Source organism: Verrucomicrobiota bacterium, from assembly GCA_016200005.1.
GTDB lineage: Bacteria > Verrucomicrobiota > Verrucomicrobiia > Limisphaerales > PALSA-1396 > PALSA-1396.
Genome location: JACQFP010000077.1, coordinates 16,743 through 33,699, shown reverse-complemented (window position 1 = coordinate 33,699; position 16,957 = coordinate 16,743). Strand labels below are relative to the sequence as shown.

The 16,957-nt window shown below is 57.9% G+C and carries 16 protein-coding genes; 10 read left to right on the top strand and 6 right to left on the bottom strand.

Annotated elements, in window-relative coordinates; all coding sequences use genetic code 11:
• Positions 1–116 precede the first annotated feature (116 nt).
• The 4 genes from HY298_24635 to HY298_24620 form a co-directional block, all read right to left on the bottom strand.
• Positions 117–524: a HEPN domain-containing protein gene (locus HY298_24635; GenBank protein MBI3853447.1), complete on the bottom strand. Its 408-nt coding sequence runs from the start codon at positions 522–524 to the stop codon at positions 117–119.
• Positions 517–837 carry a nucleotidyltransferase domain-containing protein gene (locus tag HY298_24630; GenBank protein ID MBI3853446.1) on the bottom strand — a complete coding sequence of 107 codons (321 nt, stop codon included), beginning with the start codon at positions 835–837 and terminating at the stop codon, positions 517–519. Before HY298_24630 ends, HY298_24635 begins: the two co-directional genes overlap by 8 nt.
• A gap of 45 nt (positions 838–882) precedes the next feature.
• Positions 883–1,509, bottom strand: a complete 627-nt coding sequence (locus HY298_24625) for a penicillin-binding protein activator LpoB (GenBank protein ID MBI3853445.1) — start codon at positions 1,507–1,509, stop codon at positions 883–885.
• A gap of 220 nt (positions 1,510–1,729) precedes the next feature.
• Positions 1,730–2,302, bottom strand: coding sequence for a hypothetical protein (locus HY298_24620; GenBank protein ID MBI3853444.1), 573 nt, complete (start codon positions 2,300–2,302; stop codon positions 1,730–1,732).
• 160 nt (positions 2,303–2,462) lie between these two features.
• Here HY298_24620 and hisF point away from each other — a divergent pair, with 160 nt between their 5' ends.
• The 6 genes from hisF to trpE all read left to right on the top strand — a co-directional run bounded on the left by hisF (position 2,463) and on the right by trpE (position 8,042).
• Complete coding sequence (gene hisF / locus HY298_24615) at positions 2,463–3,236, top strand: imidazole glycerol phosphate synthase subunit HisF (protein ID MBI3853443.1); 774 nt, start codon at positions 2,463–2,465, stop codon at positions 3,234–3,236.
• 65 nt (positions 3,237–3,301) lie between these two features.
• A complete protein-coding gene (locus HY298_24610) occupies positions 3,302–4,042 on the top strand; it encodes a DUF2262 domain-containing protein (protein MBI3853442.1) in 741 nt (246 codons plus the stop codon).
• Between the two features lie 39 nt (positions 4,043–4,081).
• A complete protein-coding gene (locus HY298_24605; protein ID MBI3853441.1) occupies positions 4,082–5,314 on the top strand; it encodes an anion transporter in 1,233 nt (410 codons plus the stop codon).
• A 79-nt stretch (positions 5,315–5,393) separates the two neighbouring features.
• Positions 5,394–5,783, top strand: a complete 390-nt coding sequence (hisI, locus tag HY298_24600) for a phosphoribosyl-AMP cyclohydrolase (GenBank protein ID MBI3853440.1) — start codon at positions 5,394–5,396, stop codon at positions 5,781–5,783.
• 146 nt (positions 5,784–5,929) lie between these two features.
• A complete protein-coding gene (locus HY298_24595; protein ID MBI3853439.1) occupies positions 5,930–6,454 on the top strand; it encodes a hypothetical protein in 525 nt (174 codons plus the stop codon).
• A gap of 19 nt (positions 6,455–6,473) precedes the next feature.
• Positions 6,474–8,042 (top strand): anthranilate synthase component I, encoded by a 1,569-nt coding sequence (gene trpE, locus HY298_24590; protein MBI3853438.1) that lies wholly within the window; start codon positions 6,474–6,476, stop codon positions 8,040–8,042.
• 11 nt (positions 8,043–8,053) lie between these two features.
• Here trpE and HY298_24585 read toward each other — a convergent pair whose 3' ends face one another.
• Both HY298_24585 and HY298_24580 read right to left on the bottom strand, forming a co-directional pair.
• Entirely contained in the window at positions 8,054–10,798 is a 2,745-nt protein-coding gene (locus tag HY298_24585; protein ID MBI3853437.1) for a VCBS repeat-containing protein, read from the bottom strand.
• A gap of 430 nt (positions 10,799–11,228) precedes the next feature.
• Positions 11,229–13,181, bottom strand: a complete 1,953-nt coding sequence (locus HY298_24580; protein MBI3853436.1) for a tail fiber domain-containing protein — start codon at positions 13,179–13,181, stop codon at positions 11,229–11,231.
• 204 nt (positions 13,182–13,385) lie between these two features.
• Here HY298_24580 and HY298_24575 point away from each other — a divergent pair, with 204 nt between their 5' ends.
• From HY298_24575 to HY298_24560, 4 genes are read left to right on the top strand one after another with little or no spacing between them, the layout of a single operon-like run.
• On the top strand, positions 13,386–14,093 hold the full coding sequence (locus HY298_24575; GenBank protein MBI3853435.1) for a thymidylate kinase: 708 nt from the start codon (positions 13,386–13,388) through the stop codon (positions 14,091–14,093).
• Positions 14,090–14,845 carry a thymidylate kinase gene (locus HY298_24570; GenBank protein MBI3853434.1) on the top strand — a complete coding sequence of 252 codons (756 nt, stop codon included), beginning with the start codon at positions 14,090–14,092 and terminating at the stop codon, positions 14,843–14,845. Before HY298_24575 ends, HY298_24570 begins: the two co-directional genes overlap by 4 nt.
• Before the next feature lie 54 nt (positions 14,846–14,899).
• Entirely contained in the window at positions 14,900–15,883 is a 984-nt protein-coding gene (locus HY298_24565) for an ROK family protein (GenBank protein ID MBI3853433.1), read from the top strand.
• A gap of 7 nt (positions 15,884–15,890) precedes the next feature.
• A complete protein-coding gene (locus tag HY298_24560) occupies positions 15,891–16,904 on the top strand; it encodes a Ppx/GppA family phosphatase (protein ID MBI3853432.1) in 1,014 nt (337 codons plus the stop codon).
• Positions 16,905–16,957: the final 53 nt, after the last annotated feature.

Below are 16,957 nucleotides of genomic sequence, written 5' to 3'. Positions count from 1 at the left end.
GCGATTTAAGTTGATTTGCAGCAGCTTATTCTCCTACCGATACGCTGCGTCTTCCAGCCCTTGCTTTTTGATTTCCGCGTTGTCTTCCCAGACTTTGATTTTGTTTTTCTTCATGGTCATGCTCCCTTTGGTAACAGGTTCAGAACGAAATCGTAAACAGCCTGGGCGTGTTGCTCGGCTTCGGCGTATTCGGCCGGCTGCGGTTCGACGGCGAAGGTCGCGTTGGGATAACGGAACCTCGTCGCGTAGGGAGTCAGCGCATCGGCGTCGTCGGCCAGTTTGCTGAAACTCGCTTCAACCTCGCCTGCAAGGTCAATCAGCACTTCGATGTCGTGGGTTTTCTCGTACGGTTTTCCATGCTGAACGAGAAAGGTTTTGACGGCTTTCTCCGCCGCCTGCTGGCAATGATAAACCGCCACATCATAGAAGGGCGGTTCACCAGTCGCCGCACGGCGGGCGGTCTCCAAGTCGCGCCAAGCTTTGATCATCCACGCCTTTGCATCAGGGGCGGGCGCGTCAGCCATAGAGCCTCCGCCCTCGGCTCAAGATCGCGTTTTCAAGCGACGTTTTGAGTCCCTTGACGCGATCCACTTCCCGGCGGGTTTCGACCAAAACGTCTTTGGGCATCCGCAAGCCGCGCAAACAACGATGCGCGCGCTGCGAACGGCGGATGGGCGTCTCCTCGCTGTGCGGCACGACGACGAAAAGGTCAACGTCGCTGCTTTCGTGCGGATTGCCCCAAGCGTGCGAGCCGTAAAGCCAGACTTGTTCGGGCTGGAATTCCGCCACCAGTCTTTGCGTGACAGTCTCAAGCACATTCTTGTCGAGCGTTTTCATCACTTCATTCTAATTCAGTGCCGGGTCAAAAGGAAGCTTTGTGAGTTACCGATACGCCGCGTCCTCCAGCCCTTGTTTTTTGATTTCGGCGTTGTCTTCCCAGACGATGGCGCTGGTGCGCGCGTCAATCAGTTGAAACGCATACAGGATGTAATCGCTCGTGCCGGCTTTCGTGCGCGTGGACAATCCCTCCAGCGAGCCGGTCAGGAAATAGTCCGCGCCCTTGAACTCCTGCAGCTTCGGGTCGCTAGTAGCCGTGACCGCGCCTTCGCGTTTGAGGTTGCGCTCCTTTTCCAATGCGGCCATGCGCTCGCGCGCCAGGAACGTCACCTTGCCGCCGGATTTCTTGTTCAACTCGGAGCGGATGCGCGTGAGGAAGATGTCTTTGTTGATCGGGAAGCGCGTTTTGTTTTCCACCGGATCGAGCACGATGATGGGCGGCACGGTGGCACTGGCGATTTGCTGGATGCCGAGGATGTTGCGCGCCATCTTGTCGCTGACGGCCACGAGGTCCTGCGATTCGACGCCCGTGCCGGCGACGAAGCCCTGCTCGTCCGCGTTCATGCGCGTGACGGGCACGCCGGAAGGATTCTTGACGCCGCTGGAGGCGCAGCCGACAAGGAGGACAGCACTGGTGAGGGGAATAAACAGTTTGGTGATGGATGGTTTCATGTTTGGTAAATTGTCAGTGGTTAAATCCGAAGGCCGAAACCCGAAAGCCGAAACTAGCCCGAAGCCCGAATGTCATAATCGAAAGGAAAGGCACGCCGCCTTCAGGCTGCTCGGACACCTGGCTGCAAACAAACGTTGAAGCAGGCTGAAGCCTGCGTTCCGTTCGGGTTTCGGAATTCGGATTTGTTTCGGATTTCGACATGCGGATTTCGGATTTCAATCAGAAGCCCGGCGCGTCCGGCACGCGCGGAGCGTCGGCAATCTGCGGTCGCGTAGTCCAGTAATAGGTGGAAGTCGCGCAGGGCTTTGACGTGATCTGGCTTTGCGGAGGGCTTGACTGCGGTTGAGGCTGCGCTTGCATCTGGGGTTGTGGCGCTGGACTCGCTTGATACATCGTCGCTGCAACTCTGCGCTCTTGTCGGCGCGCCGCGTCCTCCGCGATTCCGCCGAGCAGCAATCCCGCGCCCGCACCGATCGCCGCGCCTTCCCAGCCTTGATGATGGAAGCTGTTGCCGATGAGCCCGCCGGTCAACGCGCCCAGCAAAGTCCCGCCCACCGCATAATTGGGACGGCCCACGTCGTAATAGCCGTAGTAACCATAGTCGGCGTAGGAATAATAGGAGTCAGGGTAATAAGCGTAAGCAGGGTAGCCAACCGAGAGCGAGAATCCCGGGTAAAACCCATAGCCCCCGCGATAGCAATAGCCCCTGTGCCAGCCGCCACCATGGAAATGTCCGGCCTGGGTTGAGAGGGCAAATCCAACCACAAAAACAGTCAACAAGAGCTTTTTCATAGTCATCATCCTTCGACGGTAAGTGTTACTCTTTATTCGCGTTGCAACTTATCACGAATTAGACCGCTGGTAAATTGTTTTGCTCGCCGGTGTTTCGACGTGATTCAGCAGCATCCAGCAAACTGTTGATTCTTTCGCAATTCCAAGTTTGAATGACGTCATGCTCGCCAAACGTGTCATTCCGTGCCTCGACGTTCACGACGGCAAAGTCACTCGCGGCGTCCAGTTCGGTGTCGCCGAGAAAGGGGGCTTGCGCAACGTCGGCGACCCCGTCGAACTCGCTCTGCGCTACAACGAACAGGGCGCGGACGAAATGGTGTTTTTCGACATCACCGCCACCGCGCACGGTCGCGGCACGATGGTGGACGTGATCGAACGCGCGGCGGATCAATGCTTCATGCCACTCACCGTCGGCGGCGGCATCAAGTCCGTGGACGACATGTACACCATGCTGCGCGCGGGCGCGGACAAGACCAGCATCAACTCCAGCGCTCTGGCCAATCCCGACCTGATCCGGCATGGCGCGGAAAAGTTCGGCAGCCAATGCATCGTCGTCTCGATTGACGCCAAGCGCGTCGCGCCGGACAAATGGGAAGTCTTCTCGCACGGCGGCCGCAAAGCCACCGGCCTCGATGCCGTGGAATGGGCCAAACGCGCCGTGTCGCTCGGCGCGGGCGAAATCGTCTTGAATTCGATTGACGCCGACGGCACGAAAGCCGGTTTCGACCTCGTCATCACGCGACGCATCAGCGAATCCGTGGGCGTGCCGGTGGTGGCCAGCGGTGGCGCGGGGAGTTTGGAACACATGGCCGAGGTGCTGCTCGAAGGCAAAGCCGACGCCGTCCTCGCCGCGAGTATTTTCCACTTCGGCACCTACACCGTCGGCGATGTGAAACAATTTTTGGCGAAGCAAAACATTCCCGTGAGACTGTAATGGCCAGCCTCGAAGAACAATTGATGGTGCAGTTGAACCAAAGTCCCATCACTGAGGTTCTGGGCGTGGTTCAAGCCGGCGGAGTGGCCGGCGGTAGTTCAGACCGCAAGGGACTTTGGATTCTGTTGTTGACCTTTGAAGCATGGAAATATGCCGACGACAACATCCAAAACGGGAAGCTTACAATCCGCAAGGAGGTCACTGAAAAAGAACTCAACTCGGTTATGAAGGAATTCGCGCCATACGATTGCGTTCGCGTGCGTGCCCGTGTAGCCGAACAAAACGCCTTTGGCAAACCGCAGGGATTGCTGGTCGAAATTATTGGAAAGGACTCCGATGCGGATCTTCGACGGTGCGCTTTAGAATTGCAGAAGCCCGTAACTTATAGAGACGAGCGGTTTGGCGTTTTCACTTTGGATCGTCGCGTCAACTGGTACGAAGCTGAGATTTCTTGGGCTTCAAAGAATATCAGGCTGAGCCTATCCACGGACGAGTCCAAGGAAATCAAACAGTCACTCGCACTTGCACAAGCGCTCTGGAACTCACAACGCGATTGGAGCGAGCGAATCGCCGAATATGCGGTGACCAAACTGCTTGACCTGAAGAACGACACTTGGCTGGGCGAAGACGAAGAGGAACTAAGTCGGGAGCAGTTCAAGAGCAAAATGTCGCTTAACTCAATTACGGTTAATCCGAACGGCAGTTTCGAATTCTGGTATGACGACGGAGATTTATTTTGGGGACACTCGATACGAGTGAGCGGAACACTTTCTGAAGGCCCAAATGATGCCGGGATCGAAGGGTGAAGCGCGGAATCAGGCTCAGAACAAGAACCTGAGAACTCCATGGAAAAAGAAATCATAGCCATTGCGATTTTCTGCTTCACCTACCTGCTGATCAGCGGGCGGCGGTTGAAGGTGCTGCCGTTGAACCGGCCCGCCGCCGCCTTGCTCGGCGCGGTTTTGATGGTCGCGTGCGGCGTGATGACGCCGGAGCGGGTGTATCACTCGGTGGATTACGACACGCTGGTGCTGCTGCTGGGGATGATGATCATCGCCGCGTATCTGTTCCTCGCGGGCTTCTTCGATTGGGCGGCGGACTGGATCCTACGCAAGGCCAAGACACCGCAATCGCTTCTGCTTTACCTGATCTGCACGTCGGGGATTCTGTCGGCGTTGCTTGTGAATGACACGGTGTGCCTGATGCTGACGCCGCTGGTCGTGGCCGTAATGGTCAAGGGCAAGTTGCCGCTCCCACCCTATCTGCTCGCGCTGGCGATGAGCGCCAACGTCGGCAGCGTCGCCACGTTGGTGGGTAATCCGCAAAACATGATCATCGGCCATCTTTCAGGAATTCCCTTCCTACGATTCTCCGCTTCGCTGTTGCCGGTGGCGGTGGCGGGACTGGCGATTCAATACGCGGTGCTCTCGTTTGGCTTCCGCAAAGTTCTGGCCAATACAGCCATCCATCGGCCCGAAAGACAACCGCGCAAGCTGGATCGGCGGTTGTTGATCACCACACTCGTGGTGCTGGCGCTGGTGTTCGTTGGGTTCATGGCGGGTTTGAATCTGCCCTGGACCGCGCTGGCGGGCGGCGCGCTAATCATGGTGCTTGCGCGGCGCGACACGCACGAGGTGCTCAAGCTGGTGGACTGGCATCTGTTGGTCTTCTTCGCGGCGCTGTTCGTCGTCGTTGAGGGATTGAATGGAACGGGCCTGCCCGATCAGGCCTACGACAAGGTGCGGGGCGTTTTCGGAACGTCGGCGCCCAGTCAGGCGTGGAATTTTGCGTGGTTCTCCGCGCTCGGCTCGAACGTTTTCTCCAACGTACCGTTTGTGCTCGTGGCCGGGAAATGGATTGGCAATTTCGCACAGCCAGAGTTGATGTGGAAGGTCATGGCGCTCGCCACGACGTTTGCCGGCAACCTCACCATCCTCGGCTCGGTGGCCAACATCATCGTCGTCGAGTCGGCGCGGGGGCATGCGGAAGTGGGCTTCTGGGATTACGCCAAGTTCGGCATTCCGGTCACGATTCTGACGACCGTCGCGGGCATGGTGATTGTGTTGTTAGTGAACTGACGGTCTTTGACGCGAATTTCCCGATTTCAACTTCTTTTCAATCGCAAATCGCCCATCGCAAATCTAAAATGCGTGCCGCATGAGCTTTTACGACAAATTGAAATTTGACTCGAACGGATTGATCCCCGCGATCGTCCAGGAACAAAAAACCGAGCGCGTGTTGATGATGGCGTGGATGAACCGCGCCTCGCTGGAAAAAACCATCGCGACCGGCAAAACGGTTTTCTGGAGCCGCTCGCGCCAGAAATTCTGGATGAAAGGCGAGACCAGCGGCCACACCCAACAGGTAAAAGACATTGCGTTCGATTGCGACGGCGACGTGTTGCTGATTCAAGTCGAGCAAATTGGTGCGGCCTGTCACGAAGGCTACAAATCCTGTTTCTTCCGCTCGGTCGAAGGCAAGGGCGAAACGTTTCGCGTGACGGAGAAACAATTGGAAACGCCGGAGCAAATGTACAAAAAGAAGTGAAACCTGAAGAAGCCCCAAGCACCAACATCCAAGCTCCAGAGAAACACCAAGCACCAAAGCCCAAAACCGCCGTTGCTCCGTCTCAAATGAAGTTTGGATGTTGGATGTTCTCTGGAGCTTGGAGCTTGGAACTTGGAGCTTAATTTATGGATGACCCAGTTCCCTTCGCCAGCCGCGAGTATTTCTTTTTGCTCGTGCTGCTGGTCTTTGCCCGCGGAATGGATTTTCTGAGCACCTGGATCGCCACGCCGAACCTGGTTTTGGAAGGCAATCCGCTGGCGAAAAAACTCGGCTGGAAATGGGGCGCGGTGGTCAACCTGGTTCTTTGCGTGACATTTGCCGGCTGGCCCCTGCCTGCCATCGTGATCAGCACAACCAGCGTGCTCGTGGCGGCGCGGAATTTTCAATCCGCCTGGCTGATGCGGTCTTTGGGTGAAGAAGTATATCGCAACTGGCATGTCGAACGGTTGCAGGAAACCCGCATCTCGCTTTATCTGCTCTGCTTATTGGCGCAAACCGCGCTCATTTCCGGCGTGGGAGCGGTCCTGATTTTTTTCACGGACGGACAGTTGGTTGCGCTCGCTGTTGGTCTGGGGATCATCGCCTACGCGCTGGCCGTGGCCATTTACACGCTGCTTTCGGTCTGGCGCTTGCGGCGCGCTTCGAGTTAATTTGCCGCGCAACTGGTTCATGCATTCACCGACGCTGGACGAATTTTTGAAACTTGCGACGCAGGGAAATCTCATCCCCGTCACGCGCCGCATTCTCGCTGACATCGAAACGCCGCTGTCGGCCTACAAAAAAATCCGGGGGCAGGGCGAATCGTTTCTCTTTGAATCGGTTGAAGGCGGCGAACACTTGGGCCGCTATTCGTTTGTGGGCTGTAATCCGCGTGCGGTGATCAAACAGACTGGCGCACGCGTGGAGGTGAGAGAGAATGGCAAGGTGGTGGAGAAGTTTTCTGTTGAACCGCAACCCCTCACCCCGTCCCTCTCCCCATCGGATGGGGAGAGGGTGGCGAAGCCGGGTGAGGGGCAAACCGTTCGCGATGGCCTCGAAGTTGTCGAGCGCACGCTGAAGAAATTTCGCCCTGTGGACGTGCCCGGTTTGCCACGCTTCACCGGCGGCGCAGTCGGCTTCATCGGTTACGAATTCATTCACGACGTTGAGCCAATCGTGCCGCGCCCGCCGAACGATGAACTGCAGACGCCCACGATGGTTTTCCTCGTCGCGGATCAGTTGCTCATCTTCGACCGCGTGGCGCAGACCATCACGATCCTCGTCAACGCCGTGCTCGACGACTCGACCAGCGCAGCTGACGCTTATGAAAACGCCGTTGGCGAAATCGAACGACTCGTTTCGTTGCTCGAACAGCCAATCGAACATCATCCCGTAACGCTGCCGGCGGAAGTGCCCTCCGTCCCATTCAAGTCCAACACACCGAAGGACAAATTTCTCGCGAACGTTCAGGCCTCGAAGAAGTTCATCACGGCGGGCGACATCATTCAAGTCGTCGGCTCACAGCGTTTCAGCGTCGAAACCAAGGCATCGCCCGTGGACGTTTACCGCGCGGCGCGTTCGGTGAATCCGTCGCCTTACATGTTCCTGCTCGAACTGGACGGCTTTTCACTCGTCGGCGCGTCGCCGGAAATTCATGTCCGCTGCGAGGACAACAAGGTGGAGATTCGGCCCATCGCCGGCACGCGCCGTCGCGGCAAGACGCCGACCGAGGACGCTGCGCTGGAAAAGGAACTGCTCGCCGACCCGAAGGAACGCGCCGAACACGTCATGCTCGTGGACCTCGCGCGCAACGACATCGGGCGTGTGTGCGATTTCGGCAGCGTGCAGGTGCGCGACCTGATGATCATTGAGCGTTACAGCCATGTGATGCACATCGTGTCGAGCGTGGAAGGAAAACTTTCCGCCGGCAAAACGCCCTATGACCTGATGCGCGCCACGTTCCCGGCGGGCACGGTGAGCGGTGCGCCGAAGATCCGCGCCATGCAGCTCATCGCCGATCTCGAAGGCACGACGCGCGGGCCGTATGGCGGTTGCGTGGGCTACTTCAGCTTCAACGGCAATCTGGACACGTGCATCACCATCCGCACCGCGCTGCTCAAGGACGGCAAAGCCTACGTGCAAGCCGGCGGCGGCTGGGTGAACGACTCCGAACCGGAAGCGGAATTTCAGGAAACGGTGAACAAGAGCAAAGCCATGCTCAAAGCCGTGGCGCTGGCGGAGACGTTTGCGAAAACCTAGTGAGGCTTCGGTTACGGCCAACGCAGACGATAATAGCGTTGCGGATTGGCCGGCGCATTGGTGTCAGTGAAAAGATAACGCGGGATGGCCGGGCCGAGGAAATACCAATCCACAACGTTGGTCGAATATTCAACACTGAATGCGCCCGCTGTGGAATTGCTCAGTGAAAATGTCACGTTTGTTCCGCCGAGTCCGGCGACGTTCGTCATCTGGAGCCAGGGCGCGTAAGGCCAATAATTCGCCAGCACCGCATCCAGTTCGGCCTGGCTTACGATGCCGTCTCCATCTGTGTCACCGGAAACCGGGCCGGTGGGCGGCGTCACCTCGAGGCTAAAGGCAAAACTCTTTTCCGAAAATGGCGAGCCGGCGAACGACGTGTCCACGGCTTGCACGCTGGCGTAGAGCGGTTGGTTCACCGGCAAGTTTCGCAACGGGAAGAAAAGGTTGTGCTGCACGTTGCCCATCCCGGAGAGACGACGTTTGCCGTTGCTCGCCGCGTTGGCTGTCATCACATCGCCCGCACCGGGAGCGGTGCCCACGCGAAGGTTGTAAGTCAGCCCGGCGGACGGCGTTTGCGCGTCGGTCGCAGGGTTCCATGCGAAGCCGACCTCGCCGCCCAATACCGTGAACGTCAGGCCGGTCGGCGCGGCAGGCGGAGTGTTCGAGGCAATGGTGTTGTTCCGAAATACTCGTGTGATGGTGCCATACAGGCTGTTCGTAGCGCCCGAAAGAATCAAGTCAAGCCGGCCATCGTTGTCGTAATCTCCCCAAGCGACGGCGCTGGCGCGAATGCCGGGCAGGCCCGTGTCGATTTTTGAAAAACCGCTGCCGGTGTTCCGCCACAATTCCGTTACGTAGTGCTGGTAATAGTCGGATCGCTCTCCAGTGACGACGAAATCCAGGTTTCCATCGCCGTCATAGTCACCCCAGGCCAACGACGACGCGGAGAACTCCGGCAGTTCCAGAAACTTGGTAAATCCTGAGCCGGTGTTTTGCCAGATCTGGATCGAGTTGGTGCCGTTATTTGCCACCGACATCAACAACAAGTCGAGTAAGCCGTCGTTGTTAAAATCTCCCCAGGCAGCGGCATTGGCACCGGCATTGAACGTAGGCCACGGAACAGGCACATTGGTAAAAATAGCGTCGTTGCCTTCGGCGATGTTTCGCCAGAGTTGCGCGCCAAAGAGAAAATCGAAGCGCCCGTCATTGTTGAAATCACCCCATAGCATAGGCTCCACGGCCTGACCAGGTACAACCGTCTGGCTGGGAACATAGAAGCCGCCGATCGAATTCCGCCAAAGCGTGTTTGTGTCGTTGGCGGCTACTCTTACATCGGTTCGACCGTCATTATCGTAATCTCCCAACGCGCCTCTGATTGTCCCAACCGGAATAACGGGAAACGTTACAGCTTTTGAAAAGCCCGTTCCCGTGTTCCGCCACAGAGCGGCTGTCGCGAACCCGGTGAGAAAAACGTCCAGCCGGCCATCATTGTCAAAATCCACCCAGCGAGCAGAGGTGAGGTTAGTATATCCGTTGGTATTAGCGCTGGCCAATCCTGCGTTGATATTCGAAAACGTAGTGCCGGTGTTTCGCCAGATTTCCGCAGTTCCATTGGTTCCCACGCTCGCGAGCAGAATGTCCAAACGGCCATCGTTATCGTAATCGCCCCACTCCACGGAGCCGGATAATGTGCCCGGAAGATCGAACCCCGCGTCGTAGAACGCGAACCTCTCGAAGGTCTGGTTCGTGCCGGACACCACCTGCAGGGAATTCGAGGCGACCGCGCGGAAATGATAAACGCCGGGCGACAGGCCAGTCAGTGGCTGGCTGAAGTTCGTGTTGAGGATGCCGTTCCCGACCGGTTGCGGCGCGGTGGTGGTGCCGTAATTGGTGGTCGTGCCCCATTGGAACCAAACCACAGTGTTTGTTCCTTCCGGATTCACGATGCCGTTGAAGGTCGGCGTGGGTCCGTTAACGCCACTTGGAGGCAGCGTTTCTACAAAAGGAGCAAATGGCCGTATGTCGGACGGCACAAAGTACACATTGCCACTGAGGGTGCCCGAATTAGTGCCGGCCAAGGGCGCGCTGTCGCCGAGGACGGAACCTGCATTCTCATCGCATCGGTAATACGCCAGCAAGCCAGGCTCGTTGCCAGTCAGCTTGCGACTCATGTTCGATTGAACCTGCGATTGAGTGAGCGCGGTGTTCCAGATCGTTACTTCGTCGAGAAAACCCTCGTATCCGTAGAGATTGCCGCCGCTGGGGAAGTTTCCCAGAGTTACGGCAGTCGTGGCGGACATTGGGCCAGGCGCGCCGGTCCACGCGCGCGAATCTCGCTGCACCCCATCCACGTAAAGGCGGCCACCGGTTGCATCCACGGTGAAAGCCACATGGTGCCACACTCCGTCGGCTATGCCGGTTGCGGCAAGGGGTGAACCAACGCTTCCGACCGAACCGTTTGGCGTCTGATACAAAGCCGTGAGGGTTCCGAAATCAAGATCCACCTGCCAGCCCTCAGCTCCTGGGGACGTGGCCTTGGTAACAATTCCGGCCTGCGCGAAAGTCTGGACTGTCTCAATCCATGCCGTAATCGTGATTGGGTATGCGTTCAGCGCCGAGTCGTGTGGAACAGAAACGGAACTGGTGGGGTTGAAACTGAGCGCATAACCGGGACCACCGTCACCGTGCGCGCAAACCGCCAACATTAGAAGAAGATTCGAGGCGAAAAGGGTCTTTGCTGCGCGAAATTGCGACATGCTCATTGTCCAGCTTGTGTTGTTTAAGAGCATCCTTGGCACACTTTTACAGAAAATGAACAATATCTTTCATAGCTCAACGGGCCGTGGAATTACGATTCCGAGAACCATGTCGCCAAGATTTGAGATTCACGGCCAACGAACCAGAAATGGTGGAGACGAATGATTGCTACCTGACGCCAAAGCAACGGTCAACCGAAATGCGCGCAACTCCCGCACAGTTCCAGCCGACACGGTGAGCGGCGCACCGAAGATTCGCGCCATGCAGATCATCGCCGAACTTGCCCCGTGGGATAATTCGTCGGCGGACGCCATTGTGCGAGCCGTGGCCTATCCCACGGGGCGAGAAGGCACGACGCGCGGGCCGTTGGCGGTTGCGTGGGCTACTTCAGCTTCAACGGCAATTTGCACTTCTGCATCGCAGATAAAGTCATTCGACGTTGAGCTTGAGCCGGGAAAATCTTTGCTCCAGCGCGGCGAGGCGCTGCTTCAATTCGTTGATCTCCCTGTCGCGCGTTTGAATCTGCGCCTGCTGTTCTTTGATCGCTTCCACCACCAGCGCATCGAACTCAAAAGGCAATGTCAGGCTTTTGATCTTGCGGTTGTCCGTCAGCGTCCGGTCGTGTTCCGCGCCGTCCACTTCCGTGATCCATTTCGGGAACACCTTTTCGACTTCCTGTGCGATGAATCCGCCCTGCGGTCCGTGCTGATTGGCGTGGTCCTCCGGGTTCACCCACTCGAAGGTCACTCCGCGCAGCCGGTTCAACCGCTCCAGCGCGTTGGTCAGTGGCGCGATGTTGCGTTTGAGTCGCGCGTCGGAAGAATTGGCCCACGAGCCGCCGTTGGGTTTGGCGGCGGAATCGGTGTTGAGTTGCAACTGGTAAGTCGGTCCGGTCAGCCCGATGCCGACGTTCCCCGAGCCTTGCCGAATGACGAAGCGCTCGACCAAGTCATCCGTGGCAATGGAAACGCGAGCGAGACCGGCGATAAGATTGCCGCTGGCGCCGGCGCTGGCGTAACCGAATCGGATGGCATTCGCATTGGCGGCCGTCGTACGCACTTCCAGTTGTGCGCCGGGCGACGCGGTACCGATGCCAACACCGCCGGTGGCGCGAACCAGAAATTGATTGGCAGCGGTGGAAACGAAATCGCTTCCGGACCGATCGGCCCAAACAAAGGTACCGGCGTGATTGACCTTCGCCTGAGCCCCGGCGGCAAACGATGACAACGCCCCAGCCCCTACCGCGTTGTTGTTTCCGCCGGGTATGACTGCGTTTGCCGCGTTATAAGAAATGCTGTTGAAATTCCCGCCGCCGATCACACTAGATGAGGAATTCGTTCCGATGCTATTGCCGCTGCCGCCGCCAATGACGCTGGATGAGGAGCTGTCGCCGATGTTGTTACCTCTGCCGCCGGGGATTGCTGCGTCGTAGGCTTCAGTTGAATTATAGGCGCCACCGCCGATGAAGGCGTTGAAGGCGTTGGACCCAATGAACCCCCGTTCCCCGCCCGCAATGGTACTCACCACTCCCAGCACCACATTGCCCACGCCGCCACCGATCGTGCTGAAAGCGCCGCCGACCTGGTGTGGCAGGGTCGCTCCGTACCATTGAGGGCCGCCGCCGCCGGCAATCGTTGCGCCGCCAACACCCTTGGTGACGATGTTGCTTTCGTAACCGCCAATGATGTTTGGAATGAGAGAACCGAAAACGACAGTGTTCGTGTCGCGCTCGAAGCGCAGGACGCGTTGGGCATTCACCTTCAATTCCAAAGGCTGGCTGTCAGTCGTGCCCAGAAAATGTGTATTCGAAATGGTTCCGGAGTTCCCGGTAAGTTTCCAAGCGTTCGCCAGCGCGGAGGCCGGCACGGTGCCGCTCAATTGCGAAGCCTCAAGGTTGGTCAGCCCGGCGGCGTTGCCAGAAAATGAGCCGCTGAACGAACCCGAACCGATGAGGGCCGGTGAAATCGTGCCGGTGATGCCTGCCGCATCCACGCCAGCCGCCTTGATGGCATACGGCGCGGAAGTGATGAGTTGACGCGGCGCCACCGCGGTGAACGCGCTGCCGACATTCGTGCGCACAGCAATATCCAGCCAGCGATCCGCGCCGGAGAATTGATTGCCAAAATCGACCGTCACGGTAAACAGGCCGTTGCTGACGCCCGTCGCGATATTCGTGATGGCATTGCCTTTTTGCGCGCCGTCGTTGGCCGCGTCAAAGAGAGCGAGCCGCAAATCGTACTGGCCATTGGCTGGCGCGCCGTTGTCGTTCAGCCGGCCTTGATAGGTGAACGCCGTGGTTTGGGCGACCGCCGTTGAATACGGAGTGTGGAGAATCCAGAACATGATGAGTGAGCCGAGCAGGTTTGGGAGGATTTGTTTCATGGTGTGAACAAGTTAAGAACGTTTGACTGAAGTTATGCGCTTAATGGATTTACCGGACTCTAAGCCGATTTGCGTCAGCTTTGCAAGCCTCGGGGCGGTGGCGCTGACGAAGAGTCTAGCTCAATGCAAGTAGCGCGCGCTGATCTTACTGCCAATTTGAATTGTTGTTCTCTCCGCTACACCGAGGCATACTTTCCCTGAACGATGCTAAAAACTTTTGCTCAGTTGAATTTTCCCGGCCGCCTGATCGCCGTGGAAGGGCTGGACGGTTCGGGCAAGTCCACGCAAATTTATCTGCTCAAGCGCTGGCTGGAGTTGCAGGGGTTGAAGGTTTTTTTCAGCGAATGGAATTCATCGGCGCTCGTCAAAAGCGCCACCACCAAAGGCAAGAAGCGGGAGTTGCTCACGCCGACGACGTTCAGCTTGATTCACGCAACAGATTTTGCCGACCGCTATGAACGGCAACTCGTGCCGCTCTTGCGCGCGGGTTACATCGTGTTGTGTGATCGCTACATATTCACGGCTTTCGCCCGGGACACGGTGCGGGGTTGTCCGCCGGAATGGGTGCGGGGCATTTACAATTTTGCCGCGCTACCGGACATGACGTTTTTCTTCCGGGCGCAGTTGGAGGTCGCGCTGCAACGTATTTTGGAAGGCCGGCCGGAATTGAAATATTTTGAGGCGGGAATGGATTTGCGGCTATCGAGCGATCCATACGAAAGTTTCCGCATTTTTCAGGGGCGTATCCTGGAACAATATCTCGCCATGAGCGCGGAGTTTGGTTTTCTGGTGATCGACGCCAATCGGCCGGTCGAAGCGCAACAATCCGAGTTGCGCGAGTTGGTGGCGGGCAAGATTGACCTTTCGCAGTTCGTGGCGCCGGAAGATGCCTTAAACCAGTCACAGCCATGAAGCAAAAATCTCGCAGCCGTCGCCAGCCGAACCTGAATCGCTCCATCGCGGTGCCGCGGCGCTCACGCCGCGATTTTTATGGGCACGGCATCCCGAACGTGGCGCCGGAACGATTGGCGGGCAAGTTGATCGTCGTCGAGGGTGCGGACGGATCGGGTCGCTCGACTCAGATCGCCCGCCTGGTCGAGTGGCTCGAAGGCCGCGGTCACGCCACGGTTCAAGTGGGGTTGAAACGTTCCACCTTGGTCAGTGAGGAACTGGATCGCGCGCAGGAGGGAAATATTCTGAGCCACACCACGCTCAGCCTTTTTTACGCGACGGATTTCGCCGACCAACTTGAAAACATCATTTTGCCGGCGTTGAAAGCGGGTTTCATGGTGCTGGCCGATCGCTACATCTACACGCTGATGGCACGCGACATGGCGCGCGGCATGGACGAAGCGTGGTTGAAAAATATTTACGGCATCGCCCTGGTGCCGGACGCGGTTTTTTATCTCAGCGTTTCGCCGGAACAACTGGTGCAACGCAATTTCGCCAAGAACCACGCGCTCGATTACTGGGAAAGCGGCATGGACCTGGGCCTGTCGCGCGATTTGTTCGACAGCTTCCTGCAATACCAGGCGTTGATGGAAACCCAGTTCAAACGACTCCAGGCGACTTACGGATTTACCATCGTGGACGGCAACCGCTCCGTGGAAGCCGTGAATGTTGAGTTGCGGAAAAAAATCCAGGCCGTCTTGAACCGGAAATAGGCGGGAGGCCGCGCACCCGGCGGGACGACGGTTGGTCACTGACCGCAAAACCTTATGGCCGACTCAAACAACAAAGCCGAATATCTGGTGGGCGTCGATTTTGGCGGCACCAAGATTCTGGCGGGTGTCTTCACGGCGTCGCTCAAGTGCATCGGCCGTTCCAAGATGAGCACCAAGGCGGAGCGCGGCACCGCGGCCGTCATCGAACGCATCACGCATTGTGTGCAGGACGCGGTGGACGAATGCGACTTGCACCTCAAACAGGTTCGCGGCATTGGCATCGGCGCGCCCGGGGCGGTGGACCGGGAAGGCGGCCGCGTCGTGTTCGCTCCGAATCTGAAATGGGAAGACGTGCCGCTGAAAAAGGAATTGGAGAAGCAACTGGACGTGCCCGTCTTCCTGGAAAATGATTGCAGCATCTGCACGCTGGGCGTTTTCGAAAAAGAGCTGGGGGCCAAACCGCGTCATCTGGTCGGAATTTTTATCGGCACTGGCATCGGTGCCGGTTTGATCTTGGATGGCAAACCGTTCGCCGGTTTCAACCAGACCGCGGGCGAGATCGGCCACATGGTGCTGGATGTAGGCGGTCCGAAGTGCAGTTGCGGCAACAAAGGCTGCTTCGAAGCGCTCGCCAGTCGCACCGCCCTTTTCCGCCGGCTTCAGGAGGCGGTGGCCGGCGGCCAGAAGACGGTCTTGACCGACATGCTCGGCCCGAATCTCGATGATCTGCGAAGCGGCGATTTGCGCAAGGCCATCAAACGCGGCGATAAGTTCGTCGAAGAACTTGTCGAAAAGGCGGCTGAATACACGGGCATCGCCGTGGCGAATGTCATCAATCTTTTGAATCCGCAAATCATTGTCCTGGGCGGCGGCATCATCGACGCATTGGAGGACGAGATGATGGCCATCATCGTGAAAACCGCCAAAGCTTATGCGCTCTCCGGCACGGCGAAAGGCATCGAAATCATTCCTTCCAAGCTCGGAGATGACGCGGGCATTGTGGGCGGCGCGGTGCTGGCGCGGCGGGAAACCAAATGAGTTGAGCATGGAAGCGGGCAAAACCATTTCCGCAAAGCTCGCGGCTGACAAACCATCACTGTCGTCCCGCTCCGTCCGCCGCGCGGTCATTGATGTCGGTACTAACTCCATCAAACTGTTGGTGGCTGATGTGGCGGGTCATCACGTCCAGCCGCTCTGGGAAGACAGCAAGCAAACGCGGCTGGGCAGCGGCTTTTACGAGACGCACATTCTGCAACCCAACGCGATCGCACAAACCGCGGCAGCCGTCACCGATTTCGCGGCAAAGGCGCGCGAATGGAACGCCGCGTCCATCCGCATTTTCGCCACCAGCGCGGCGCGCGATGCGGTCAATGCCGCCGATCTAGTTTCTGCAATCGAACACGCTTCCGGACTCGAGGTGAAAATCATTTCCGGCGAACAGGAGGCCGATTGGGTGTTCAAGGGCGTGACCACCGATGCAGAACTTGCGCGACAGCCGTTGTTGATTCTGGATGTTGGCGGGGGCAGCACGGAATTCATTCTCGGCCACGGCGAGCACAAGGATTTTCGCCACAGCTTTCCGCTCGGCACTGTGCGGCTCCTGGAAAAAATGCCCCACAGCGATCCGCCAACGGTCAGGGAACTCGTCGGGTGCCGCAATTGGCTGAAACATTTTCTTGAAACCGAAGTCCGCCCGAAACTGGAACCGTCATTGCGCCAGGAAATTGGATTAATCCGCGAACATCGCCCCGTGCTGCTCGTCGGCACGGGCGGCACGACGAGCATCCTCGCGCGCATGGAAGCGAAGCTGGAAACCTACGATCGCGAGCGAATCGAAGCGACGCGCCTGAGCCTCGAGCGCGTCCGCTGGCATTCTGAACGGCTGTGGAGTTTGCCGCTCGCCGAGCGCAAACAGATTGTCGGGCTGCCGAAGAAGCGCGCGGACGTGATTCTGCCCGGCGTGGCGATTTACGAAGCGGTGATGGAGCAATTTGGTTTCAGCGAACTGCGCGTCAGCACGCGCGGGTTGCGCTTTGCCGCCGTGATGGATGGCGGTTGAGCGTCGTCGGCTTGGCAGGCACTTCTGGGTGGAGTGAGTTGGACTGTATTTCA

Excerpts from the sequence above, each read along its gene's own strand:
- HY298_24620 (MBI3853444.1), bottom strand. The coding sequence starts at position 2,302 with ATGAAAAAGCTCTTGTTGACTGTTTTTGTGGTTGGATTTGCCCTCTCA.
- HY298_24580 (MBI3853436.1), bottom strand. The coding sequence starts at position 13,181 with ATGAAACAAATCCTCCCAAACCTGCTCGGCTCACTCATCATGTTCTGG.
- hisI (MBI3853440.1), top strand. The coding sequence starts at position 5,394 with ATGAGCTTTTACGACAAATTGAAATTTGACTCGAACGGATTGATCCCC.
- HY298_24560 (MBI3853432.1), top strand. The coding sequence starts at position 15,891 with ATGGAAGCGGGCAAAACCATTTCCGCAAAGCTCGCGGCTGACAAACCA.
- HY298_24570 (MBI3853434.1), top strand. The coding sequence starts at position 14,090 with ATGAAGCAAAAATCTCGCAGCCGTCGCCAGCCGAACCTGAATCGCTCC.
- HY298_24605 (MBI3853441.1), top strand. The coding sequence starts at position 4,082 with ATGGAAAAAGAAATCATAGCCATTGCGATTTTCTGCTTCACCTACCTG.
- HY298_24625 (MBI3853445.1), bottom strand. The coding sequence starts at position 1,509 with ATGAAACCATCCATCACCAAACTGTTTATTCCCCTCACCAGTGCTGTC.
- HY298_24635 (MBI3853447.1), bottom strand. The coding sequence starts at position 524 with ATGGCTGACGCGCCCGCCCCTGATGCAAAGGCGTGGATGATCAAAGCT.
- HY298_24575 (MBI3853435.1), top strand. The coding sequence starts at position 13,386 with ATGCTAAAAACTTTTGCTCAGTTGAATTTTCCCGGCCGCCTGATCGCC.
- trpE (MBI3853438.1), top strand. The coding sequence starts at position 6,474 with ATGCATTCACCGACGCTGGACGAATTTTTGAAACTTGCGACGCAGGGA.
- HY298_24565 (MBI3853433.1), top strand. The coding sequence starts at position 14,900 with ATGGCCGACTCAAACAACAAAGCCGAATATCTGGTGGGCGTCGATTTT.
- HY298_24630 (MBI3853446.1), bottom strand. The coding sequence starts at position 837 with ATGAAAACGCTCGACAAGAATGTGCTTGAGACTGTCACGCAAAGACTG.
- HY298_24585 (MBI3853437.1), bottom strand. The coding sequence starts at position 10,798 with ATGTCGCAATTTCGCGCAGCAAAGACCCTTTTCGCCTCGAATCTTCTT.
- hisF (MBI3853443.1), top strand. The coding sequence starts at position 2,463 with ATGCTCGCCAAACGTGTCATTCCGTGCCTCGACGTTCACGACGGCAAA.
- HY298_24595 (MBI3853439.1), top strand. The coding sequence starts at position 5,930 with ATGGATGACCCAGTTCCCTTCGCCAGCCGCGAGTATTTCTTTTTGCTC.